The organism is Pseudomonas sp. RL_5y_Pfl2_69 (genome assembly GCF_963970465.1).
Lineage (GTDB): Bacteria > Pseudomonadota > Gammaproteobacteria > Pseudomonadales > Pseudomonadaceae > Aquipseudomonas.
The window spans coordinates 227,725-252,362 of the sequence record NZ_CAXAOU010000008.1; the positions used below are offsets into that span (position 1 = coordinate 227,725).

Sequence of the window (24,638 nt, forward strand, 5' to 3'; positions counted from 1 at the left end):
TTCAGGCCCGTTGTTTTTCCTGGGCCCGATTAAGCTCGCCCAGGTTGCGATAGCCCGCCCCCGGATGTCCGTCAGCAAGGCGGGGACCTTCGCCAAACAACTTCTCGCGCAGGGTGCCCGGGGCGTACTCCTTCTTGTACACACCGCGCTTTTGCAGCTCAGGCACCAGCAAATCCACGGCATCGATAAAGGTCTCGTGGGTCACCGCATAAGCCAGGTTGAAGCCGTCCACATCGGTCTCGGCCACCCACTCTTCGAGCAGGTCTGCCACGGTTTCAGGGCTGCCGACAAACAGCGGTCCGAAACCACCGATGCCCACCCAGTCCGCCAGCGCATTGGGGGTCCAGAGGGTGTTCGGATCGGCCGTGGAGAAGGTTTCGACGGCGGACTGGATCGCATTGGTGTGCACGTGTTTGAGGGGCTCGTCGGGCTTGAACTGGCTGAAATCTATCCCGGTCCAGCCACTGATCAAGGCCATTGCACCTTCGTAGCTGACATAGCTTTTGTATTCTTCGAACTTGGCCTTGGCCAGTGCATCGGTCTCGCCGAGGATCACGGTCTGCAGGTTGAAAATCAGAATTTTCGAGGGGTCGCGCCCCGCCTCGGCGGCACGTCGACGAATATCGGCGACGGTTTTTTTCAGCAGCACCTTGGACGGCGCGGCCACAAACACACACTCGGCCTGCTCGGCTGCGAACTGCTTGCCCCGGCTGGAGGCGCCAGCCTGATAGAGCACCGGCGTACGCTGCGGCGAGGGTTCGCACAGGTGGATGCCCGGGACCTGGAAATGTTTGCCGTCGTGGCGGATTTCATGGATTTTGCTCGGGTCACTGAACACCCGCCGCTCGCGGTCACGCAGGATGGCGCCCTCTTCCCAACTGCCTTCCCACAGTTTGTAGCAAACCTCCAGATACTCCTGGGCATAGTCATAGCGGGCATCGTGCTCGGTCAGGGCTTGCTGGCCGATGTTCTTGGCACCGCTTTCAAGGTAGGAGGTGACAATGTTCCAGCCCGCACGGCCCTTGGTCAGGTGGTCAAGCGTCGACAGGCGCCGGGCAAAGGGGTACGGATGCTCGAACGACAACGACGCAGTCAGGCCGAACCCCAGGTGCTCCGTCACCAGGGCCATTGGCGGGATCAATTGCAGCGGATCATTGACCGGCACCTGTGCGCCCTGGCGGATCGCCGCATCGCCATTGCCGCGATACACGTCATAGATCCCCAGCACATCGGCGATAAACAGCCCGTCAAACTTGCCACGTTCCAGGATCCTGGCCAGGTCGGTCCAGTATTCAAGATCCTTGTACTGCCACGAGCGGTCACGGGGATGGGCCCACAGGCCCGGGGACTGATGGCCGACGCAGTTCATGTCGAAGGCATTCAAACGGATTTCACGGGACATCGAATTGCTCCTGACGCTACACATTGCAGGCGCTGTTGCACAGGCCGTGCCGGTTCTACGCCTGCTCTGCGGGAGCGGGGCTGGTCGCCATACGGGCACCGCGATCCTTGAGTTAAATCGCGGCGATACCCCCGCGAGCAAGCCCGTTCCCACAGGGGTATTCGTGAGGGTGGCTGTGCTGTTTTCGTACACCTTGGCTTTTAACTGTTGGCCAGCAGTCAGTTGGCTTGAGCGAATCCCAGGCTTTGCGGGCTTGTCGCCAACGGCACAAACCATGCAATCCCCCATGACAGGAACCTTCCATTTCAGGAGAACTGCCATGACCGCATCACCTCTGTCCGCGGGTACCGACTACGAAACCCTGGCCAATCGCTTTCGTCCCTTGTTCCGCAAAATCGCCGCCGGCAATGTTGAACGCGAACACGCTCGCGAGCTGCCCTACGAGCCCATTCGCTGGTTGAAGCAGGCCGGTTTTGGCGCAATCAGAGTGCCCGTCGAGTATGGCGGTGCCGGTGCGTCCATCGGTCAGTTGTTCCAGTTGCTGATCGAGCTGGCCGAAGCCGACTCCAACATTCCACAATCACTGCGCGGCCATTTTGCGTTTGTCGAAGACCGCCTCAATGCACCTCCGAGCCCGTCACGCGGGGCCTGGTTCGCACGCTTTGTGGCAGGGGAACTGGTGGGCAATGGCTGGACCGAGGTCGGCGCGGTCAAACTGGGGGAAATCCTCACCAAAATCACCCCCCACGGTGAGAACTACCTGCTCAACGGGGCCAAGTACTACAGCACCGGCAGTATCTTTGCCGACTGGATCGATGTGTACGCCCAACGCTCCGACAACGGCGCCGACGTGATCGCGCTGGTGCATGCAAGTCACCCCGGCGTGACCCAGAGCGATGATTGGGACGGCTTCGGGCAGCGCACCACCGGCAGCGGCACCTCGCAGTATGTGGATGTCCCCCTGAGCGCCGAACACGTGATTCCCTTCGAGACGCGGTTTAAATACCAGACGGCGTTTTATCAATTGGTGCTGCTGGCCGTACTGGCGGGCATTGGCCGTGCCGTGGAGCGGGATATTGCCCAAGAGGTTCGCGAGCGCAAACGGGTGTTCAGCCACGGCAATGCCGACACCGCCAGTGGCGACGCCCAGATCCTCCAGGTGGTCGGGCAGATATCGGCCCAGGTGTATGCGGCCGAAGCGGCTACCCTGCGCTCGGCGGAACCTCTGCAACGGGCCTATGTAGCGCGACTGGCCCAGGACACAGACGCCGAGCGCCAGGCCAACATCGATGCCGAAATCGAGACATCAAAAGCTCAGGTCGTGGTGTCGGAGTTGATCCTGCGGGCGACCAGCGATCTGTTCAACGCCCTGGGGGCTTCAGGGGTCAGTGTGAGCAAGGCGCTGGATCGCCATTGGCGCAATGCCCGCACGGCAGCCTCCCACAACCCGTGGATATACAAGGCACGGATTGTCGGTGACTGGGCCGTTAACGGGACTGAGCCGCTGTATGTGTGGCAGATCGGCAATAGCCTCAAAGCCGGATAGATCACGACGAGTGCCCCAACTGCAGGCGGCGACTGGCGAAACTGAACGCCAGCACCAGCAAAATCAGCGCGCCGGTCGCCACCTGCTGCCAATAGAAGTTCCAGCCAATCAGCAACAGACCATTGGCAATCACATTGATGAACAACACCCCCAGCAACGTGCCGGGGATGTTGGCGCGCCCGGTTCGGCTCAGGGTGGTGCCCATGAACACCGCTCCAATGGCATTGATCAAGAACGCATTGCCCGACATCGGTACGTAGGCGTTGACCGTGGAACTGAGCACAATCCCGGCGACGGCACAGGCCAGCGCACTGGCGATAAACACCTTGAGGCTGATCACGCGGATTGACAGCCCCGAGTAGCGCGCCAGTTGTACCTGGGTGCCAACTGCCAGGATTTCTCGTCCCAGTCGCCCTCGGGCCAGTATCACCCCGTACCCCACCGCCACGCCCAGTACCACCCACAGTGGCAGCGACACCCCCAGCCACGTCATGCCGGTGAGCCCCGGCAAAACACTCTGCGCAATGTAGATCGGCTGCCCCCCTTCAGACAGTAATTGCTGAACGCTGGTGCCGATAAACAACGTACCCAGGGTTGCCAGAAACGGCGTAATGCCAAGACCTGCGATCAGCCCCGCATTGAAGCCGCCCACCAGCACCCCGGCGAGCAAGGCTGCGGGAATCGCAATGGCCAGACCATGACCGCCATTGAGCACCACCACAAAGGCCAGGCTGGCGAAGTCCAGCGCCGTGCCCACCGACAAGTCGATCCCCCCTGCCGCCACCGCCCAGGTCATGCCGATGGCAATTATCGCCAGCAGCACAAAATTGTTCAGCAGCAGGCTGCTCAGGTTGCCGAGGGTCAAGAACCCCGGCGCTGTCGCCGCGAAAAACCCAACGATCACGACGATCAATAGCGGCAGGATCCCCCGCAATGCACGGGATAAAAACAGCGTAGACACGGGCGTTGCAGCGAGCGAGGTCATTGTCCGCCCTCCTCTGTGCGCAAGGCGCTGGACATGGCCACCACCACTAAAATAAGGACCCCCTGCACACCATTGACCCAGAAGCTGGCGATGTTCAGCAGTTGGAAACCGTTAATCAAAAAACCCAGCAACAGCGTCGCCAACAACGTGCCGGGGATGTTCGCCACCAGCCGCCTTGAAAACACCACCCCCAGAAAAGCGATGGCCACGACCGAGAGCAGCATTTCCCCGGAACCCGTGGTGCTGCCGCTGAAATACGCGGCCGAGCAAAAGGCGGCAATGGCGGCGCACAGCCCCGCGACCAGGTAACTGGAAAACACGTAGCGGCCCACCCCCAACCCGGCGGCCCTTGCCGCCTCGGGGTATTCGCCTACCGCGTACAAACGCAATCCATAAGGGCTGTGCTGAATCAGCAGGCCCAGCAACAACGCCACACCCAGCAGCACCCAGGCCAGCGCAGGCACCTGCAGCCACTCGCCATTGGCCAGGGTGTCCAGCAACGCCGAATCGGTGGGCAACACGCTGTTCTGGGTCAGTACCAGCTCCAGCCCGGCAATCAGGTTCATGCTCGCCAGGGTTGCGAGCAGTGGCGGCAGGCGCAGCACCACCACGGTAAAACCGTTCAGGGCACCGACGGCCAGCCCGCAGAGCAAGGTCAGGCCAATCGCCTCCCCGGCCTGCAGTCCCGCGTTGTTCAGGCTGCTGTAGACCGCCGCACACAGGCCCAGATTGGCCGCCAGGGACAGATCGAGACCGCCCGAAACAACGTTTGAGCCACCGCCGATCACCACGCAGGTGAGGCCAAAGGCGAGGATGCCCAGGATCGCCGACTGGGCAAACACGTTGGCAATGTTGCCCGGGCTGAGAAAGTTGGGTGCGCTGACCGCGAACACCGCCAGAATCAGCAGGAACGCCAGCAGTGAACCCCGGCGCAGCACCAGCAGGCCGAGCCTGCGCACTAAAGGCCGGGCGAGGATTTCAGACGAAGGCATGTTCAGGCTCCCGCTCGGAAGAAAGGCCCGGGGCGGACAACTCACGGGCCCCTGTGGCGCAGGCCAGCAAACGGTCGCTGTCGACCTGGCGTGCATCGAACTCACCGGCCAGGGCCCCACGGTGCATCACCAGAATCCGGTCGGTAATACCCATCAGCTCCGGCAAGTCCGAGGACAGCACCAGCACTGCCGCGCCTTGCTGGGCAAGGCGGCCGATCAGGCGATAGATCTCGACCTTGGCCCCGATGTCGACCCCCACACTGGGCTCGTCAAGCAGGTACACCGCGCAGCCGCGACCCAACCATTTACCCAGTGCGACTTTTTGCTGATTGCCGCCACTCAGTTGCCGGACCGGGGCGTCGCGGCCCGCAGTCTTGATACCCAGTTCAGCGATCAGTCGTTCGCTTTCCCGGGCCTCGGCCGCTGGGTTCATCAGCCCCCAGCGGCTGAACCGCGAAAGCCCGGCCAGGGTCAGGTTTTCAAGCACTGACAGCAGCGGCGCTACCCCGTGGCTGCGGCGCTCTTCAGGGACCAGCGCAATGCCTTTGCGAACGGCGTCGCGGGGGGACTTGAGGCGCACAAGGCGCCCCTGCAAGTGCACACTGCCACGGTCGGGCTGCACCAGGCCGAACAGGCTTTTAAGCAGTTCCTTGGCACCGGACCCCACCAGTCCGGTCAGCCCCAGCACCTCGCCCCGGCGCAGGCTCACATTGATGTCGTGATACGCAGTACCCAAGCCCAAACCCTTGAGTTCAAGCACCACCTCACCCGGCTTGACCACGTCTTTGGGGTACATCTCGCCGACGTCGCGATTGACCATCAGCCGGGCAATCTGAGTGGTCGAGGTGGTACGCGGATCGACCACCGCCACGGCCCGACCATTGCGCAGCACCGTAACCTGATCACACAGGCTTTCGATTTCCTGCAGGTAGTGAGAGATATACACAATCGTCAGGCCTTGATCGCGCAAACGACGAATGATTGCCAGCAGCTGATCGACTTCGCGCTTGACCAGGGACACGCTGGGTTCGTCGAACACCAGTATTTTGGGCTTGGCCAGCAAGGCCCGGGTAATTTGCAGAATCTGACGCTGCGCACTGTCCAGCTCGCTGACGAGTGCGCCCGCCGGGAACTCCAGATCAAAGTACTCACGTAACAGCCGTGCTGCCTCACGGTCCTGGGCGCGGCGCCGGACAAAAGGGCCGCGCCTGAGTTCATGACCAAAAAACAGCGCTTCACCCACGGTAAAACGGCCGGGCAACAGACGCTCCTGATGAATGAAATGTACGCCCAAGGCTTCGACCTGACGCGGACTCAACGCAGTAAAGGGCTGCCCGTCGATCGCCAGCGTGCCGCTGTCGGCCCGGTGGATGCCAGCCAGTACCTTGATCAGGGTCGATTTGCCGGCGCCGTTCTCACCCACAAGGCCGTGAATCGAGCCGCGCTCGACCCACAGGTCTACGCCGTCCAGCGCCTGGGTAGGCCCGAAGCGCTTGGCGATACCCTGCAGATGCAGCGCGGGGGGAGTCACTGGTCGCCTCGCAGACGTTGCACCTGCTCAAGGTTGGCCGCGGTAGTGAGCAACGTCGGCACCTGGGTTTCCTTGGGCAAGTCATGCTGCCCGGCCAGATAGCGCGCCACATTCTGCACGGCGGTTTTACCGATCAGTGCCGGTTGCTGGGCCACCACTGCGCCCACCGGTGAGTCCTCGCGCTTAAGCAGCTCAAGCACTTCAGGCGTGCCGTCGACACCATAGGTTTTGATCTCCGTGCGCCCGGCGTCCACCAGCGCCTTGCTGGCGCCCAGTTGGGGAATATCCCAGGCGGACCAGATCGCGGTGACGCTGCCCTTGGGGTATTTGTTGAGCAGCGCGCTGACCTGGCTGTAGGCATCCTGCACGGTGTTGGGGATCACATCCCGCAGTTCCGGGTCGATGATGTTGAGCTCAGGATGATCCTTGAGGGCCAGCTTGAGCTGGTCATAACGGATCGCGCACACCGGCACGCCATAGAAACCGTTGAACACCAGAATGTTGCCCTTGCCACCGCTGTCTGCCACCAGTTGCCCGGCCAGGTTTTTACCCGTGGCGACATTGTCCGAAGTGGTGTTGTTGAGGCTGTATTGCGAGGGTGCGTCAATGGTGAACAGCGGTATACCGGCTTTGCTGATGCGCTTGAGCCACGGGTCAATCACACTCAGGGTGCCCAGGGTCTGGATCACGGCATCCGGCTTTTGCGTCACCACCGTCTGCAGTTGCGTCACCAGATTTTTATCATTGCGCCCGGCATCCAGGGTGATCGGCGTGCCGCCAAGGCGCTTGACCTCCTCGACCTGCGCTTCAAAGGCTTTCACATCGAAATAATGACTGGTGCCCGTCATGCTGATGGCGATGCGTTTGCCGGCCAGCGAAGGGACATCGCTGTCATCGGCGCTGGCCAGTGTCGCAAGCCCTGTACTGACGACGGCCAGGGTCAGGGCTTGCCAGAGTCGGCTACGACGAATGAACGGTTTGTTCGAAGCGGTTGCAGGCATGGGTGTGGTTCCTGAAGTGTTTTTTCAGGAACATTGCACAGACCATGCCGCTGTATCGATTCACCATGCGGGCCCGGATTCAGGGCTCGTCCGGGGAGATTACCCGCCCCCGGAGTGCCCGGATTCACGCCTGGGTGTTGCTCAACTGTTGCTGGACGAACAGCTTTCCTGCAACGCCCGCGGGCGATGGCTGCGCAACTCGGCTGCGGGGGCGGCGGCCTGCTGCAGCTGGAAGTCGAAGGCAAGTTCGGCATAACGCCCCGTCACATCACGGGCGCCATCGTCGCGAAACTGCACTTCGCCCACCAGACCTTCACGGGTGGCATAGGCAAAGTCATCCCACAGGTACTTGTCGCCCGACAGGTTGATCTGGGTCGTCAGGTGCCGATGGCCGGGGGCCGAGATAAAGAAGTGCACATGGGCCGGACGCTGGCCGTGGCGCCCCAGCAGATCCAGGCATTCCTGAGTCGGCCCCTGTGGATCGCAGCCGTAGCCCGATGGCACGATACTGCGGGCGCGATAGCGGCCTTCGGCATCCGTGATGATGCGCCGACGCAGGTTGTACTCAGACTGGCTCTGGTCAAAAAACGAATAGGTGCCCTTGGTGTTGGCGTGCCACAGGTCGACCGTGGCGCCAGCCAGCGGCTTGCCCTGAGTGTCGAACACCTGGCCTTCGAGGAACATCACAGTGGCAACGCCCTCTTCACTGCCGTCGTCCATCCGCGCGTGCCCTTCGGACAGCGGCGCACCGGCCACGTACAGCGGGCCTTCGATGGTGCGAGGCGTGCCGCCGACCTGACCGGCCTGCTCATCCTTGGCGTCCTGCAACAGGTCGATAAAGTGCTCGATGCCCAGGCCTGCTACCAACAGACCGGCTTCCGAGCGGCCGCCCAGACGGTTGAGGTAGTCCACGGACTTCCAGAATTCGTCCTCGGTGATTTCAAGGTCTTCGATGATTTTTGCGCTGTCCTGCAGCACTCGCAGGATGATGCTTTTGAGACGCGGACTGCCATTGTCGCTGCCAAAGCCGGCGGCTTCTTTGAAGAAGCTCTGGATACCGTCAGTGTGGGATATTTTCACGGTCATGGGGCTCACCTTATCTTGTTCTTGTGCGAGGGAATGAAAGGGTTAGCGGTCGTCGTCATGGATCGAGGACGGGTGGCGGCACAGCCCTTCGATCTCGATATCCATGTAGGGGAAGAGCGGCAATTGCAGCAGCGTGTCGTGCAAGGCCTCGACGCTGGCCACGTCAAATACGCTGTAGTTGGCGTAGTGCCCGGCAATGCGCCACAGGTGGCGCCACTTGCCTTCCTGTTGCAGGCGCTGGGCCAGTTCCTTTTCGTCGGCCTTGAGCGTCGCGGCCTTGGCCGGGTCCATGTCGAGTGGCAGGTTCACGGTCATTTTTACGTGGAAAAGCATGGGGGTGCTCCTTGAAAATCATTACTGCGTAGTCGCTGCCGAGGAACGAAGGCTGCGAGCTTTTTTCTCGCAGCGACGCGGTTAACAAGCTCGCAGCCTTCGTTCCTCGGCAGCGACTACGGGTTTGGAAAGGACAAGTGTCAGCGGCTAAAGCGCGCCAGGCGTTCTTCGTCCAGCATCAGGCCCAGACCCGGGGTACGCGGAATGTGCAGCTCAAAATCCCGGTACCGGGGCGCCTCGGTCACGATGTCTTCGGTCAAAAGCAACGGCCCGAACAGTTCTGTGCCCCAGGTCAGTTGCTTGAGGGTGAGGAACGCATGAGCTGATGCCAGCGTGCCCACCGAGCCTTCAAGCATGGTGCCGCCGTATAGGGCGATACCCGCAGCTTCGGCGATGTGCGCAGTACGCAGCACGGCGCGAGGGCCGCCGTTTTTGGCGATCTTGAGGGCGAATACGCTGGCCGCGCCGTCTGCCGCCAGGCTAAAGGCGTCTTCGACACTTTCGATGGACTCGTCGGCCATGATCGGCGCCGGACTGCGCTGGTTCAGGCGCACCTGGCCCGAGCGGTTGACCCGTGAAATCGGCTGTTCAATCAGGTCGATACCGTTGTCACCCAGCACCTGGCAGCCCCGGATGGCCTGGGATTCGTCCCAGTACTGGTTGACGTCGACGCGCACGCTGGCCCGGTCGCCCAGGGCCTTTTTAATGGCGAGCACATGCTTGAGGTCCTGCTCCAGCGGGTTGGCCCCAATCTTGAGCTTGAAGATCCGGTGACGGCGCACATCCAGCATCTGCTCGGCTTCGGCGATATCCCGGGCGGTGTCGCCACTGGCCAGGGTCCAGGCCACTTCCAGGCTGTCACGTACCCGACCGCCCAGCAGCTCGCTGACCGGCAGCCCCAGGCGCTTGCCCTGAGCGTCCAGCAACGCGCTTTCGATCCCGGACTTGGCAAACGTATTGCCTTTGGCAATCTTGTCCAGGGTCTGCATGGCGGCATTGATATTGTCCGCAGGCTTGCCCACCAGCATTGGCGCGAGGTGCGCATCAATGTTGGCCTTGATACTTTCCGGGCTCTCGTACCCGTAGGCCAGGCCGCCGATGGTGGTGGCTTCGCCGATACCTTCGATACCGTCGCTGCAACGCAGGCGCAGGATCACCAGGGTCTGCTTGCGCATGGTGTGCATCGCCAGCGTGTGCGGGCGGATGGTGGGCAGGTCGACGATCAGGGTCGTCAGGCTTTCAATCAGGACTTGGTTCATTTCAGTCTTCCCGTCAGGTACTTGATACCGGCCCTTCAGCCGAGGTCGCCGCCGCCGACCGGCAGGGTTACGCCGGTGATATAGGAGGCTTCGTCGCTGGCCAGAAACAGGATCGCGCCGACCTGCTCATCGAGGCTGGCGTAGCGTTTCATCAAACTGCTGTCCAGGGTCTGGTCGACGATTTGCTGGTACCAGACTTTCTCGTCCGGGGTTTGCTCGGCGTCATTGCGCGCAATACGTCGCGGCGGTGCCTCGGTCCCCCCCGGTGCGGTGGCATTGACCCGAATGCCGCGCCCGGCGTTCTCGAACGCCAGGCAGGCAGTCAGTGCATTTACTCCGCCCTTGGCCGCGCCGTAAGGCACGCGGTTGACACTGCGGGTGGCGATTGAAGACACATTGACGATTGCGCCACGGCCCTGTTCCAGCATGTAGGGCAGCGCCGCATGGCAGCACCACAGGGTGGGGAACAACGAGCGGCGTACTTCAGCCTCGATTTCTTCGACCTGATAGTGCTCGAACGGCTTGGCCCAGATGGTGCCGCCCACGTTATTGATCAGCACATCGAGACGGCCAAAGGTTTTTACCGCCTCAGCCATCACCCGAGCGCAGTCGGTGTACTGTTCAAGGTCGGCCGTCAGGGTGAGCACGCCCTCGCCCTGCAGCTCGAAAACCAGTTCAGAACGATCCACCGCAATGACCTGCGCGCCTTCGGCCAGCAAGCGTTCACACACACGGCGTCCGATGCCTTGGGCTGCGCCGGTAACCAGCACGACCTTGTTGTCGAATCTGTTGTTCATGGCAACCTCGGTTAAAAAGGAATCAAGCGGCAGCGGCGAATTTTTCGTAGTAGAAATTGGCCGGTGTAATGCCTTGCTCACGGATGTAGAGGTTGACTGCCTCCACCATCGGCGGCGGGCCGCACAGGTACACGTCGACATCGCCCTGGTTCAGATGGCATGGCTCGATATGCTGGGTGACGTAGCCCTTGAGCGGATGCTGACTCTGCGGGTTGGCCACGCAGGCACTGAAGCTGAAGTTGGCAATGCGGGCGCTCAGGGCCTGCAGGCGGTCCATTTCAACCAGATCAAAGTCGTTGCTCACGCCATAGATCAGATGCACCGGGTGCGGGCTGCCCTGCTCGGCGATTTTTTCCAGCATGGCGGTAAACGGTGCCAGCCCCGTGCCTCCGGCCAGCAGCAACAGCGGGCGCTGGATCTGGCGCAAATAGAAGCTGCCCAGCGGCCCGGCCAGGGTCATGCTGTCGCCCGCCTTGGCAATCCCGGTCAAGAAGCTGCTCATCAATCCGCCCGGCACATTGCGAATCAGGAAACTGACCTCGCCATCCTTTTGCAGCGTGCTGAAGGAGTAAGCCCGCGACTGGTCGCTGCCCGGTACATTCAAGTTGACGTATTGACCCGGCAAGAAGGCCAGGCTGCTCAGGGACTCGCCCTTGATCGACAGCGCAATGGTGCTCTCGGACAGCTGGCGCACATCGCTGATGCTCGCTTCAAAACTGGCCTGCTGGGTCTTGCACACCGTCGAAGACGCGGGCACACGCAATACGCAGTCGCTGGCAGCACGCATCTGGCAGGTCAGCACGTAGCCCTGCTCGACTTCATCTTCACTCAGCGCGTCTTCGATGTAGTCGTCGCCCAGCTCGTAGCGCCCGGCTTCGGCAAAGCACTTGCAGGTACCGCAGGCACCGTCGCGGCAGTCCAGCGGGATATTGATGCCCTGGCGGTAAGCCGCATCGGCGACGGTTTCCTGGCTGTTGGCTTCGATAAAACGGGTAACGCCGTCTTCGAAATTGAGCGCAATTTGAAAGCTCATAATGTACCTCGCAGGCGATGCCGGGCCGCAGGTGCCCGCAGGCACCTTCAGGCACGCATCACAGCGTTGATCAGATGTGGTAGATGTCGATGACCTGACGCACGTAGTCGTTCTTGAGCACTACTTTCTTGGCCTTGATCAGCGGCTGGGGGCCGCGCAGGTCGAGGGTGTAAAAGCTGGTGCCGAAGTAGCTGTCGGTGGTCTTGTAGCGAAAGCTCAGGGTGTGCCAGTTGAAACGCACTTGGCACAGCCCGTCGGCCTCGTCGACGATCTCGATATTGCTCAGATTGTGGGAGGTGCGGGTGTCGGGCATGGTCGCACTGGAGCGCTCGGTCTTGATCCGGAACACCCGGTCTTCCAGGCCGCCACGGCTGCCGTACCAGATCAGCGAAATTTCGCTTTGCGGGTCTTCGGTCAGGGTGTCGTTGTCGTCCCAGCACGGCATCCAGAAACTCGCATCGGCGGCGTACAGCTCCAGCCATTGATCCCACTGGCCGTCGTCCAGGTAACGCGCTTCGCGATACAGAAATTCGCACACCATTCCATAGAGGCTGTTCATTGCACGGCCTCCACGGGGATCAGCCCAGGCTCGCACGCCGTGGCCTTGAGCATGGTTTCCTGCCAGTACTTGTGTTGCAGCACAAACAGGCCTTCATCTTCGGTACGAACGCCGGACAGCAAGGGCTTGAGGTCGATTTCCAGGGCACCGGCATCGGCACCTTCGACCCAGTGCTCGGCACCGCGAGACATATCGTTCCAGCCGCGACCTGCGCCGTAACCGGTCTGGCAGGAGCGGAACTCTTCCAGGTCATCCGGGGTGGCCATGCCGCTGACGTTGAAGAAGTCTTCGTACTGGCGAATACGCTTGGTGCGCGCTTCACTGCTCTCGCCCTTGGGGGCGATGCAGTAAATGGTGATCTCGGTCTTGTCGACCGAGATGGGCCTAGCGATGCGGATTTGCGAGCTGAACTGATCCATCAGGTAGACGTTGGGATACAGGCACAGGTTGCGCGAGTTATCGATCATCCAGTCGGCGCGGGCCTGGCCGAAGTCCCGTGACAGCTCGTCGCGGCGCTCGTAGGCCGGGCGATCCTGGGGGTTGGCCCAGCGAGTCCAGAGCAGCAAATGGCCGTGGTCGAACGAGTAGAAACCGCCACCGCTCTTGGCCCAGCTACCGGCGCTCATGGTTTTGATTTCTTCACCGGCTTCACGCAGGGTGCGCTGGTTTTGCGTGGCGGCGTAGTTCCAGTGCACGGAGCTGACGTGGTAGCCATCGGCGCCGTTTTCGGCGGCGAGTTTCCAGTTGCCTTCGTAGATATAGGAACTGGCGCCCCGCAGTACTTCCAGGCCATCGGCGGACTGGTCGACGATCATGTCGATGATCTTGGCCGACTCACCCAAGTGTTCGGCCAGGGATTTGACGTCAGGGTTGAGACTGCCAAACAGAAAGCCGCGATAGGACTCGAAACGGGCAACTTTGGTCAGGTCGTGGGAGCCTTCGCAGTTGAAACCTTCGGGGTAGCCGGCCGCGCTCGGGTCCTTGACCTTGAGCAGCTTGCCGCTGTTGTTGAAGGTCCAGCCGTGGAACGGGCAGGTGTAGCTGGCACGATTGCCGGTCTTGTGCCGGCACAGCATGGCGCCGCGATGGCTGCAGGCATTGAGGAAAGCGTTGAGCTCACCGGCCTTGTTGCGCGCGATAAAAATCGGCTGGCGCCCAATGGTGGTGGTCAGAAAGTCGTTAACGTTGGGGATCTGGCTCTCGTGGGCGAGGTAGATCCAGTTGCCCTCGAAGATGTGGGTCATTTCAAGTTCGAAGAGATCAGGGTCGGTAAACATCTCGCGCTTGCAGCGGTAGACGCCCTTGTCCTTGTCTTCTTCAAGCATGGCATTCAAGTAATCGATTCCCAGGGACATGGCCAGGGCCTCCGTTGTTATTGTTCAGGCCCGGTCAGGTTAGGGAGTCGATTCGAGAAGCAATATCCGTTTACTGCGGATCGTTATCCGATTAGTGCGCAGAGCTCTGTCACTACGTAGCCGCTGACGAGCTCCGCGAGGCTGCGATCGGGCGCGCAGCGACCGCAAAACCATTCAATCCAATGCTTCAGATGCACCGCGATCATGCCGATCGCAGCCTTCGTTCCTCGTCAGCGACTTGTTTGTTGGCGCTAAAACGTTTTGTGCAAGGCTCTGTGGCGTCTGCGATGCATTTTGCTTTTGCTGGAGCCACACGTATGTCCAGACGACGCGAATGCCCATCATAGAAGGCCGAACGCAGGTGCTGTTATGGGGGTGGCGCGGCAGGACGCCGCGCCAGCCGCGATGGGCCATGGATGGCCCGTCGCGGCGTGCCCTCATAACAGTGCCGGAGTGAGGGAACCGCCGAGCCTGGGGCGAGGCGGCCGTATGGTAGGGCAAGCCTTTTTGCTTACTTTTTCGGCGTTTGGAAAAAGTGACACGCCGTAAGGGCGGAACCCGTAGAAAGTCGTGACATATCGAATGGATATGTACTCGACATAGGTGCGGGCGCATCGCAAAACAACTGTCACACGGGGTACATATCCAGCATTCGCGGTTAACTGAAAAGCTGGTTTCGCCCTTACGGCGAGTCCCTTTTGTCAAACAGCCACAAAAGGAACCAAAAAGGCCTTGCCCTGGCGTACGGCCCTCGCTGCGCTCAGGTTCCCTCGCTCCGGCCCTGCTCCGTGGGCACGCCGTGACGGGCCATCCATGGCCCAACACGGCTCTCCCGGCATCCATGCCGGTCGACCCACTACGCAGAACCTCCTCTCGGCCTCCCGAAGGGCAGGCAGATCAAAAACCAGTGCAAAAACAAGATCAACTGCCCGCCGAGGCGGCCTACAGGCCGACCTTTTTAGCGAAGCACATTTCTCTGAGCAGGCCGGCTGGCAACAGAGTATCTACAGGGCGACGCAATACCGGCGCTTGAAGGTGCTCGAAGGCAGCTCGCCGAACTGCAAGCGGTAGCTTTCGGAAAAACGGCCCAAGTGCATAAAGCCGTAATCGAGCGCCAGTTCAGTGAGGCTGCGTACCGTGCAGCTCGGGTCGTTCAGGCAGGCGTGGATACGCTCGAGCTTGCGCTGGCGGATGTATTGCAGGGGGGTAACGCCCAACTGGCGTTCAAACAGGGTGTAGAGCGAGCGCGGACTCATGTGCGCCTGTGCCGCCAGGTCTTCACCGCTCAGGTCCTGCTTCAGGTTGCGTTCGATGTAGTCGAGGATGCGCTCGATACTGGCACTGGCAGAGGCCAGGTTTTCACGGCTGATGTTGGTCTGCATCAGCGTCAGCAACTTGCTGCCGATAATCTGCGTGTAGTGCTCCTGCACCCGCAGCAGCGGGTCGCTGGCCTCGGACTCCTGGCATACCATGCCCAGCAAGCCGAGAAAGCCTTCCAGCTCATCGAGCCGATAGTGATTGCGCATAAAGCGCACTCCACCCGCAGGTCGCCGCCAACGCTGATCGTCACACACCGATTCGAGCAAGCTGGCCGGTATTTTCAGGATGAATTTTTCGCAATCCTGGGAGTACGTCAGGTCGACCGGGTCGTCGGGATTGATCAGCAACAGCTCGCCCGGCACCAGATGGTGCTCACGGGTCGGGCCACGCCACAGGCAATTGCCGCTCAACAGGACCTGCAGGTGGAAGATGGTCTCCAGCGCAGGCGACGTCACGCGGACACTGCCGCCGTAACTGATGCGGCACAGGTCAAGCTCGGCGAATTTTCGGTGATTGAGACTCGCCAGGGGGCGTGTGGTTCTGGAAAGGCCAATACAGTGCTGCCCCACATGCAGGTTCACGTAATCGGATACGGCATGGGGGTCCGCGTGTCGGAACACGCTACTGCGTTCACTCAGCAGGCGGCTATCCATCGGCAAGGTACTCGGTGTTGTCATTTTTATGGGTGTCACGTACGCCAGAGTAGGCCCGCTCATGGGTGCAGATCAATTGGACCCTTGGCCAATGTTCGATAATCGAACGGTTTTAGCCAGCCGGTCGAACCACTCCGATGGGTGACGACATAACCTGTGCGGCCCAAAAACAACAAACAAGAGAAGCTCAATGCTTGCCCGTCTACGCCCTGCCCCTTTGTACCTCGCGCTATTGAGCGCACTGACTGCCACCACCAGCCAGGCCGCGGACCTGAGCTGGGTCGATCCCGCCGTCGATTCGGTCAACGCCCAGGTCATCTCGCTGCGCCATACCCTTCACCAGAACCCCGAAATGGGTAATCAGGAGTTCAAGACCGCTGCATTGGTCGCCGAACAGCTCAAGAGCCTGGGTTTGCAGGTGCGCACCCAAGTGGGCAAGACGGGGGTGGTGGCCGTGCTCAAGGGCGGACTCCCCGGCCCGGTGATGGCCCTGCGCGCCGACATGGACGCACTGCCTGTCAAGGAGATGACCGGCCTGCCGTACGCCAGCACCGCCACCGGTACCCGCCTGGGCAAAACCGTTCCGGTCATGCACGCCTGCGGCCATGACACCCATACCGCCATGCTGGTGGGCGCAGCCCGAGTACTGGCCGAACACCGTGATCAGGTAGCGGGCACGGTCGTATTTCTGTTCCAGCCCGCAGAAGAAGGCGCGGCGGACGTGGACGAGTTCGAGTCCGATGCCTTGATTGGCGCCCAGGCCATGATCCGCGACGGTGCACTGGACTCGCCCAAGGTCGAAGCCATCTTCGGCGTGCACGTGATGGCGGGTTATCCCACCGGCCACCTGTATTACAAGGCCGGTACCGTACTCAACAGCAGCGACGGCTTTCGCATCATCGTCAAGGGCAAGCAGACCCACGGCTCGGCGCCCTGGAGCGGAGTTGACCCCGTGGTGGCCAGTGCAGGCATCATCAACGGCCTGCAGACCCTGGTCAGCCGGCGTGCCGACCTGACCCAGGGGATGGGGGTGATCAGCGTCGGCACCGTCAATGCAGGTTCGGCAGCCAACATCATTCCAGAGACCGTGGAAATGACCGGCACCATCCGTAGCAACAGCGCGGCGGTGCGCGACACCCTGCTGAAAAAAATGCCGCCGCTGGTGCAAGGCATTGCCAGCGCCTATGAGACCGAAGCCAACCTGCTGCTGGTCAACCATGCGCCGGTCACCACCAACGACCCGCAACTGACGGCGGCCATGGTCCCGGCGCTTGAACTCGCAGCGCCCGGCAAGGTGCAACGGCTGGAGGCATCCCTGTCGCCCAGCGAAGACTTCTCGTACTACGCCGAGAAAGTGCCGGGGCTGTTCGTCTTCCTGGGGGCCACGCCTGAAGACCAGGACATGAGCAAAGTGGCGAATAACCACAGCCCCTACTTCACCGCCGATGACCAAACCCTGGCCACGGGCGTGAAGGCCCATGTGCAGTTTGTGATGAATTATCCGGGGCGGGTACGCAGCCTCTAGCTTGATTTTGCAGGCGCTTCAACGCGCCGGCTCACCCCACTGATCTGACCCCAGGCAGCCCGTCGCCCAGCGAAACATCGCGGCGCGGGCTGCGTGTGCCCGTGCCTGACGGGATGACCGGCATGCTGAAAAACGACCCGCCAGTCACATATGTAGTGCGCAAAAATAATCACTACATATGTATTGACGACACGATTTTCCCCCAGCATTATGCAGACGTCTTCCCCACCGGAAGCGCTGGAAAGGGTTGTTGCAAGCATGTCCGACGAGCTGTCGGGCTGTTCCGGGATAGGTACTGCCCACAAGGCAGAATTGATGAAGCTGACCTGGCTTGATCGTCCGCGTCAAAGACGACAGAGGCTAGCGAAACGTCCTCAAGAAGCTTGTGGCTGATGCGTCATGTCACCCTGGCATCCTGGTTCACGCTGATCTCCCTCGCTTTACGCTCTTTATGTAGTGCCGGGTTTTACGACTACATATGACGAACTCAAGACAGATCTGCTTTAGATGGACACTACGTAGCGCTGCAGGTGCAGTTGCGCGAATCAATTAGACAGATCAACGAGTGGTCAAGGAGTTAGCTATGAACCTGAATAACCAACCGACTGTTAACGAGCTGGCTCGACTCTTCGCCGCCCAGAAAGACACGCTGAACGATCACATTCTGTGGATCAGTGACGCCGGTGATGTTCGTATCGATGCAGTGGCTTCGTGCAAGGAAGAAACCAGTTTCGAGGAGGACCGTCCACAGATGCGAGCCCACCTCAAAATGTACCGCCGTGGCCAAGGCTACGTGGGCAAGAAGGCTGCCGCCGATAGCGACTACATGGCGCGCATCCTGCAAACCTTGACCCTGACCTGGGAAAAGGCTCAAACAGAGCCTGCACTGGTCAAAGTTAACAGCTACAGCTGATAACCCCTGCTGTACCAAAAAGCCCCCGGACAATCTCCGGGGGCTTTTTTGCATCTCTCACCTCTGGGGTCAGATTGCCTGTTCCAGTTCAGGCACAGCTTCGAACAAGTCCGCTACCAGGCCGTAATCGGCCACCTGGAAGATCGGTGCTTCTTCGTCCTTGTTGATCGCAACGATCACCTTGGAGTCTTTCATGCCGGCCAGATGCTGGATCGCGCCGGAAATGCCCACCGCGATGTACAGCTGTGGCGCAACGATTTTGCCGGTCTGGCCGACCTGCATGTCGTTAGGCACAAAACCTGCGTCCACTGCTGCGCGGGAAGCTCCCACACCGGCGCCCAGCTTGTCCGCCAGTGAATACAGATGCTTGAAGTTGTCGCCGTTCTGCATGCCGCGACCGCCGGAGACGACGATCTTGGCAGCGGTCAGTTCAGGGCGGTCCGACTTGGCCAGTGCTTCGCCAACGAACGACGAAGTGCCTGCATCGTGAACCGCTGCAACCGCTTCAACCGCTGCCGCCCCCCCTTCTGCGGCAACCGGGTCGAAACCGGTCGCACGTACGGTGATCACTTTTACCGGCGCAGTGGACTGCACGGTGGCAATGGCGTTACCGGCATAGATCGGACGCGTGAAAGTATCAGCGCTGACGACCGAAATGATCTCGGAGATCTGATCCACGTCCAACTGCGCAGCAACGCGCGGCAGGATGTTTTTGCCGTTGGACGTGGCAGCCGCCAGGATGTGGCTGTAGCCAGCACCCCCTGCCCCTTGAACAAGAGCAGCAACCAATGGCGCCACGTTTTCAGGCAACTGATGGGCGTAAGCCGCGTTGTCGGCGACCAGCACTTTAGCCACGCCAGCGATTTTCGCGGCGGCTTCGGCTACAGCGCCAATGCCCTGGCCTGCTACCAACACGTGCAAATCACCGCCAATTTTGGCAGCAGCAGCCACCGTATTCAGGGTTGCCGATGCAATGCCCGCACCGTCATGCTCTGCGATTATCAGGACAGTCATGCTCAGATCACCTTCGCTTCGTTTTTCAGTTTCTCGACCAGTTCAGCCACCGACTTGACCTTGATGCCAGCGCTGCGTGCGGCAGGCGCTTCAACTTTCAGGGTTTTGTTGGTCGAAGCCGTGGAAACACCCAACGCGTCCGGGGTCAGTACTTCAAGCGGCTTCTTCTTGGCTTTCATGATGTTTGGCAGGGACGCATATCGCGGCTCGTTCAAACGCAGGTCAGTGGTGATGATCGCTGGCAAGCTCAGCGAAACAGTTTGCGCGCCGCCATCCACTTCACGGGTCACGGCAACCTTGTCACCTGCCACTTCGACTTTGGAGGCGAAAGTGCCCTGACCGAAACCGGTCAGCGCAGCCAGCATCTGGCCGGTCTGGTTGTTGTCGCTGTCGATGGCCTGTTTGCCCAGGATCACCAGCTGAGGCTGTTCCTTGTCGACAACGGCCTTGAGCAACTTGGCGACGGCCAGGGAGGTCAGGTCTTCGGCGGACTCGACGAGAATGGCGCGATCTGCACCCAGTGCCAGCGCGGTACGCAGCTGTTCCTGAGCAGTGGTCGGGCCGATGGAGACGACGACGATTTCAGTCGCAACACCTTTTTCTTTCAGGCGTACGGCTTCTTCCACAGCGATTTCGCAGAAGGGGTTCATCGACATCTTGACGTTGGCGAGGTCAACGCCGGAGTTGTCCGCTTTGACGCGCACTTTAACGTTGTAATCGACCACGCGCTTGATACAGGCCAGCACCTTCATAGTTTCTTCCTCTATGGCTACAGGGGCAGTGCCGACAACAAACAGCACTGCGCACCTGTGTTGATTGGATAGCCCTTAAACCGTTGCGGGCTCGACGGGCAAAATCAGTTGATCCGGCAACGACTGCACCGACTTGCGCGCCACGAAGTAATACACCAGCGCTGGCAGCGTCAGGCCGATGATCCACGAGATATCAGTCCCGCCCAGTTGCTCCACCAGAGGCCCGGTGTAGAAGCTGGTCGCAATGAACGGCAATTGAACCACCACCCCAAAGGCGTAGACCAGAATACCGCGCAGGTTCCAGCGCCCGTATCGGCCATTCGGGTTAGACAAGGCCGGCACGTCGTACCGCTCTTTGCTGATCAGGTAGAAGTCCACCAGGTTGATCGCGCTCCACGGGGTGAAGAACGCCAGCAAAAACAGGATAAATGCCGAGAAATCCTTGAGAAACGAATGCTGCCCCAGCAGCGCCAGTGCGGTGGCAAAACCCACCATCAGCAGGATGTAAAACAGGCGCAGGGGTTTGGATATGTCGTGATTACCGCGAAAACCGCTGACAATGGTCGCCAACGACATGAAACTGCCGTAGGCATTGAGCGTGGTGATGGTCACCTTGCCGAACACCACGCAGAAATACAGCACCGCCGCCATCACCCCGCTCGCCCCCATGCCGACGATGTACGACACCTCATGCCCGGCAAATTGGCTTCCCGCCAGCGCTGCCACGAACACACCGAAAACCATCGAGATTTGCGAGCCGACCACAGAGCCCAGCCCCACCGCCAGAAAGGTTTTCAACGAAGAGGTGTTGGCCGGCAAGTAACGCGAGTAGTCCGCAACATATGGTCCAAAGGCGATCTGCCAGGATGCGGACAACGAAATGGCCAGGAGAAAACTGCTCAGCGAAAAGTGTTTATTGCTGAGCAGCAGGCCAATGTCGTTTTGTGAAATCAAGGTGTAGAACAGGTAGAAAAACGCCAGCACCCCGACCACGCTCGCCACGCGGCCGATCATGTGAATGGTGCGATACCCCAGAACGGTCAGCAGTACGATCAGCGCAGCAAAAATCAAGATGCCCCACGAATCGCTCACCCCGACCAACTGCCCCACGGCCTGCCCGGCCAGCACCGAACCGCTGGCTGAAAAGCCCACATACATCAGGCACACCAGCACAATCGGGATCACGGCGCCGTAGACGCCGAATTGCACACGGCTGGAAATCATCTGCGGCAACCCCAGTTTCGGGCCCTGTGCAGCGTGCAACGCCATGATGGTGCCGCCCAGCACTTGCCCGATCAAAAGGCCGATCAACGACCAGAACACATCGCCGCCCAGCACCACGGCCAGGGCCCCGGTGACAATCGCGGTCACTTGCAGGTTGGCCCCGAACCACAGGGTGAATTGACTGAACAGGCGCCCGTGACGCTCCGATTCAGGGATGTAATCAATAGAACGCTGTTCGACCAGCGAGGCCCGTGGTGAATCCTGGTTGTGCGTGGACATAAGCAGTTCCTTCAGGCTGGCACCCAAGGTGCGCCGTGTTGTTTTGGGAAAGACTTTTCCAATCCTTGACCGAACCTCAGTGCATCCTTGCAACAGCGGGCAGGCTCCAATCCGAACCTGCCACAGACCGACTATCTGGCGGCGTCGAGCAAGGCGCGGGAGATGATGATTTTCTGCACTTCGGAAGTGCCTTCGAAAATCCGCAGGATTCGCGCGTCACGCACATAGCGCTCCAGCGGCAAGTCCCGGCTGTAGCCATAGCCGCCGTGCAATTGCAGCGCGGCATCGGTGATAAACCCCGCACATTCGGCGGCCACCAGCTTGGCGGTGGCCGAGTCCAGGCTGAAGCGCTCGCCGCTGTCACGCCGGGCGGCAGCTTTCATGGTCAGCATGCGCGCACTTTCAAGCTGAGCGTACATGTCTGCCAGCCGCCATTGCGTGCCTTGATAAGCCGCCAGCGGCTTGGGACCGATCTGACGCTCACGCACCCAGCTCAGGCTGGCTTGCAGTGCGGCATTGGCAATGCCGAGCGACATGGCCGCGACTTCCACCCGCCCGCGATCCAGCACCGCCATTGCCGTGTTGAAACCCTGACCCTCAACACCCAGCAGCGCCGACTCCGGCAGCCAGCAATCGAGGGACAGCTCATAGATGGTACTGCCACGCAGGCCCATGGTTTTTTCCGGGCTGGAGAAGCTGATACCCGCTGTTCCACGGGGCACCATAAATGCGCTTATGCCCTTGTGACCGGCGTCTGCGTCAGTCTTGACGTAGAGCACGATAAAGTCCGCTTCCTTGGCGTTGGTGATGTAGTGCTTGCTGCCGCGCACACGCCAGCCGCCCTCTTCCCGCACTGCGCGACTACGCATGTCGGCCGGATTGGAGCCCGCCGCCGGTTCGGTCAGGGCGAAGGCTCCGAGCAATTCGCCACTGGCCGCCCGTGGCAGCCACTCCTGCTTTTGCTCTTCTGTGCCGCCAAGCAGGATCGAGTCAGTGGCCAAAAAGTGCGCGGTCATGGCCGATGCGGTGGAGGCACAGGCACCCGCCACCGCTTCCACCACACGACTCATGGCCAGACTGCCGATGCCCAGGCCGCCATATTCTTCTGGCAGGTTGATCCCCATGCAGCCCAGGTCCCCCAGGGCCCTGATGCTCGCCAGACAGAACGACTCCGTTTCGTCGTAGTGCTGGGCCAGCGGTTGAATCACTTCACGGGCCACTTGCTCGGCACTGCCGACCACGGCCAACTCTTCTGCAGTCATTTCGAAGTTCATGGTTGTACTCCTGCTTTGTTCAAGCCAAATAGGGCGTTGTCTGCTCCCAAACGCGGGGCAATGGTGGTCGCGTGGGGTTTGTGGCCGTTGAAGAAAACCGGTTGCGGCACCAGCGGCAGCGCTGCGCCCTCCGGCTGGAACTGCAACTGGCGAACACGGGCGTGCTCACTGCCTGCTGCTTCGGCCAGATCCCATACCGGGGAGGAAGGCACACCGGCATCGAGCAAGCCATCGCATAACTGCTCGACGCTGTGTTGTGCGGTCCAGGCTTCAATGGCGGCCCGTAGCGCAGGCTCGTTCAAGGTGCGCTGGGTGTCATTGATGAAGCGCGAATCCGTCGCCAGTTCCGGCTGCCCCATGCTCTGGCACAAACGCTCAAACAGACGATTGCTCGCCACTGCAATCACCACCAGGCCATCCGCTGCACGGTAGGTGTCAAAGGGCGTCGAAACCGGATGCCGATTACCGACCAGCCCCGGGGCCACACCGTTGGCGTAAAGGTTGGACAAGCCGGTCATTTGCAGGCTGAACAACACGTCAAACATGGCCACATCGATGTACTGCGCCCCCGGCGCATGCCGTTCGCGGGCAAACAGTGCCGAGCTGATTGCCCAGGCGGCATAGACGCCAGCGCACAGATCACCGATGGCCTCACCGCTGCGAGTCGGGCCGGTGGCGGCAAAGCCGGTGACACTCATCAGGCCGGACATGGCCTGCGCCACGATGTCGTAGGCTGGACGTTTGGACAGCGGGCCTTCCTGACCAAAGCCGGAAATACTGGCGTAGATCAGGCGCGGGTTGTGCTGCTTGAGGCTATCGAAATCGATACCCAGGCGCTGAGTGACACCGGGGCGGAAGTTCTCCACCACTACATCGGCATCGGCTACCAGCTCATAGAAGCGCTGACGGTCCGCAGGGTTTTTAAAATCGATCTCAACGCTTCGCTTGCCGCGGTTTATCAAGCCGAAGTAGACACTTTCACCGTCCAGGAACGGCCCCAGATGACGGGCATCATCGCCCTCCTCGGGCACTTCAAACTTGATGACATCGGCCCCCAGGTCAGCAAGCATCGCGGTGCAATGCGGCCCGGCCAGTACGCGACTGATGTCCAGTACACGAACGCCTTGCAGTTGCTGGGTAAACGGACTGTTGCTCATGCTCACACCCTCTAGATATCCGCAAACAAACCCGTCCTGTGAGGGGGCCTGCCTGCAATTGAATCACCTCGTACCGCCTGAAGCACCGAGGCGTCTGCATCGCGAGCAAGCCCGCTCCCACAGGATTCGTGCCCGTGGGTCAGCCGTTGATCATCGGCAGGTTCAGGCCCTGCTCGTTTGCACAGTCGATGGCGATGTCGTAGCCCGCATCTGCGTGACGCATCACGCCGGTTGCCGGGTCGTTGTGCAGCACACGGGCGATACGCTCAGCCGCTTCGTCGGTACCGTCACACACGATCACCATCCCCGAATGCTGGGAGAAGCCCATGCCCACGCCACCGCCGTGGTGCAGCGAAACCCAGGTCGCGCCGCTCGCGGTGTTCAACAGGGCGTTGAGCAATGGCCAGTCGGACACGGCGTCCGATCCATCCTTCATCGACTCGGTTTCACGGTTCGGGCTCGATACCGAACCGGAGTCCAGATGGTCGCGGCCGATCACGATCGGGGCTTTCAGCTCGCCGCTGCGCACCATTTCGTTGAACGCCAGGCCCAGCTTGGCGCGCTGGCCCAGACCAACCCAGCAGATACGTGCCGGCAGACCCTGGAAGCTGATGCGCTCGCGAGCCATGTCCAGCCAGTTGTGCAGGT

General features: G+C 60.8%; 21 protein-coding genes and 1 pseudogene. 3 read left to right on the forward strand and 19 right to left on the reverse strand.

Going from position 1 to position 24,638, the window contains the following annotated elements; genetic code table 11:
* Position 1 precedes the first annotated feature (1 nt).
* Positions 2 to 1,402, reverse strand: a complete 1,401-nt coding sequence (locus AACY07_RS15720) for an LLM class flavin-dependent oxidoreductase (protein WP_339475886.1) — start codon at positions 1,400 to 1,402, stop codon at positions 2 to 4.
* Positions 1,403 to 1,721: 319 nt separating this feature from the next.
* On the opposite strand from AACY07_RS15720, the gene AACY07_RS15725 reads away from it, so the two are divergent.
* Positions 1,722 to 2,948, forward strand: coding sequence for an acyl-CoA dehydrogenase family protein (locus AACY07_RS15725; protein WP_339475889.1), 1,227 nt, complete (start codon positions 1,722 to 1,724; stop codon positions 2,946 to 2,948).
* Position 2,949: 1 nt separating this feature from the next.
* Here AACY07_RS15725 and AACY07_RS15730 read toward each other — a convergent pair whose 3' ends face one another.
* From AACY07_RS15730 to AACY07_RS15785, 12 genes are all read right to left on the reverse strand, one after another.
* Positions 2,950 to 3,933, reverse strand: a complete 984-nt coding sequence (locus tag AACY07_RS15730) for an ABC transporter permease (RefSeq protein ID WP_339475892.1) — start codon at positions 3,931 to 3,933, stop codon at positions 2,950 to 2,952.
* Positions 3,930 to 4,925 carry an ABC transporter permease gene (locus tag AACY07_RS15735; protein WP_339475894.1) on the reverse strand — a complete coding sequence of 332 codons (996 nt, stop codon included), beginning with the start codon at positions 4,923 to 4,925 and terminating at the stop codon, positions 3,930 to 3,932. Before AACY07_RS15735 ends, AACY07_RS15730 begins: the two co-directional genes overlap by 4 nt.
* Positions 4,912 to 6,456: a sugar ABC transporter ATP-binding protein gene (locus AACY07_RS15740; RefSeq protein ID WP_339475895.1), complete on the reverse strand. Its 1,545-nt coding sequence runs from the start codon at positions 6,454 to 6,456 to the stop codon at positions 4,912 to 4,914. The genes AACY07_RS15735 and AACY07_RS15740 overlap by 14 nt, the downstream gene beginning before the upstream one ends.
* The gene (locus AACY07_RS15745) at positions 6,453 to 7,457 is read right to left on the reverse strand and encodes a sugar ABC transporter substrate-binding protein (RefSeq protein ID WP_339475897.1); all 1,005 of its coding nucleotides are present in this window, start codon (positions 7,455 to 7,457) and stop codon (positions 6,453 to 6,455) included. Before AACY07_RS15745 ends, AACY07_RS15740 begins: the two co-directional genes overlap by 4 nt.
* Positions 7,458 to 7,598: 141 nt before the next feature.
* Entirely contained in the window at positions 7,599 to 8,543 is a 945-nt protein-coding gene (gene catA, locus AACY07_RS15750; RefSeq protein WP_339475899.1) for a catechol 1,2-dioxygenase, read from the reverse strand.
* Positions 8,544 to 8,585: 42 nt separating this feature from the next.
* Positions 8,586 to 8,876: a muconolactone Delta-isomerase gene (gene catC / locus AACY07_RS15755; protein WP_133078511.1), complete on the reverse strand. Its 291-nt coding sequence runs from the start codon at positions 8,874 to 8,876 to the stop codon at positions 8,586 to 8,588.
* A 140-nt stretch (positions 8,877 to 9,016) separates the two neighbouring features.
* Positions 9,017 to 10,135 (reverse strand): muconate cycloisomerase family protein, encoded by a 1,119-nt coding sequence (locus tag AACY07_RS15760; protein ID WP_339475901.1) that lies wholly within the window; start codon positions 10,133 to 10,135, stop codon positions 9,017 to 9,019.
* A gap of 35 nt (positions 10,136 to 10,170) precedes the next feature.
* The gene (locus AACY07_RS15765) at positions 10,171 to 10,932 is read right to left on the reverse strand and encodes a 1,6-dihydroxycyclohexa-2,4-diene-1-carboxylate dehydrogenase (RefSeq protein WP_133078509.1); all 762 of its coding nucleotides are present in this window, start codon (positions 10,930 to 10,932) and stop codon (positions 10,171 to 10,173) included.
* Between the two features lie 22 nt (positions 10,933 to 10,954).
* Positions 10,955 to 11,965: a benzoate 1,2-dioxygenase electron transfer component BenC gene (gene benC / locus AACY07_RS15770; RefSeq protein WP_219262703.1), complete on the reverse strand. Its 1,011-nt coding sequence runs from the start codon at positions 11,963 to 11,965 to the stop codon at positions 10,955 to 10,957.
* A 70-nt stretch (positions 11,966 to 12,035) separates the two neighbouring features.
* Positions 12,036 to 12,524, reverse strand: coding sequence for a benzoate 1,2-dioxygenase small subunit (gene benB / locus AACY07_RS15775; RefSeq protein WP_133078507.1), 489 nt, complete (start codon positions 12,522 to 12,524; stop codon positions 12,036 to 12,038).
* Positions 12,521 to 13,879, reverse strand: a complete 1,359-nt coding sequence (benA, locus tag AACY07_RS15780; protein WP_326427054.1) for a benzoate 1,2-dioxygenase large subunit — start codon at positions 13,877 to 13,879, stop codon at positions 12,521 to 12,523. Before benA ends, benB begins: the two co-directional genes overlap by 4 nt.
* A 1,004-nt stretch (positions 13,880 to 14,883) precedes the next feature.
* Complete coding sequence (locus tag AACY07_RS15785; RefSeq protein ID WP_339475935.1) at positions 14,884 to 15,852, reverse strand: helix-turn-helix transcriptional regulator; 969 nt, start codon at positions 15,850 to 15,852, stop codon at positions 14,884 to 14,886.
* 190 nt (positions 15,853 to 16,042) lie between these two features.
* Here AACY07_RS15785 and AACY07_RS15790 point away from each other — a divergent pair, with 190 nt between their 5' ends.
* Positions 16,043 to 17,377, forward strand: a complete 1,335-nt coding sequence (locus tag AACY07_RS15790; RefSeq protein WP_339475904.1) for an amidohydrolase — start codon at positions 16,043 to 16,045, stop codon at positions 17,375 to 17,377.
* A gap of 583 nt (positions 17,378 to 17,960) precedes the next feature.
* Positions 17,961 to 18,290, forward strand: coding sequence for a hypothetical protein (locus AACY07_RS15795; protein WP_133078504.1), 330 nt, complete (start codon positions 17,961 to 17,963; stop codon positions 18,288 to 18,290).
* Between the two features lie 69 nt (positions 18,291 to 18,359).
* Here AACY07_RS15795 and AACY07_RS15800 read toward each other — a convergent pair whose 3' ends face one another.
* From AACY07_RS15800 to AACY07_RS15825, 6 genes and pseudogenes are all read right to left on the reverse strand, one after another.
* Positions 18,360 to 19,304, reverse strand: coding sequence for an electron transfer flavoprotein subunit alpha/FixB family protein (locus AACY07_RS15800; RefSeq protein ID WP_339475907.1), 945 nt, complete (start codon positions 19,302 to 19,304; stop codon positions 18,360 to 18,362).
* Positions 19,305 to 19,306: 2 nt separating this feature from the next.
* Positions 19,307 to 20,056 (reverse strand): electron transfer flavoprotein subunit beta/FixA family protein, encoded by a 750-nt coding sequence (locus AACY07_RS15805; RefSeq protein ID WP_046809889.1) that lies wholly within the window; start codon positions 20,054 to 20,056, stop codon positions 19,307 to 19,309.
* Between the two features lie 75 nt (positions 20,057 to 20,131).
* Positions 20,132 to 21,559: a cytosine permease gene (locus AACY07_RS15810; RefSeq protein WP_133078501.1), complete on the reverse strand. Its 1,428-nt coding sequence runs from the start codon at positions 21,557 to 21,559 to the stop codon at positions 20,132 to 20,134.
* Positions 21,560 to 21,690: 131 nt separating this feature from the next.
* Positions 21,691 to 22,833: an acyl-CoA dehydrogenase family protein gene (locus tag AACY07_RS15815; protein ID WP_339475910.1), complete on the reverse strand. Its 1,143-nt coding sequence runs from the start codon at positions 22,831 to 22,833 to the stop codon at positions 21,691 to 21,693.
* Positions 22,830 to 23,990: a CaiB/BaiF CoA transferase family protein gene (locus AACY07_RS15820; RefSeq protein WP_339475913.1), complete on the reverse strand. Its 1,161-nt coding sequence runs from the start codon at positions 23,988 to 23,990 to the stop codon at positions 22,830 to 22,832. Before AACY07_RS15820 ends, AACY07_RS15815 begins: the two co-directional genes overlap by 4 nt.
* Before the next feature lie 139 nt (positions 23,991 to 24,129).
* A pseudogene (locus tag AACY07_RS15825) lies at positions 24,130 to 24,638 on the reverse strand (urocanate hydratase); the annotation flags it as partial.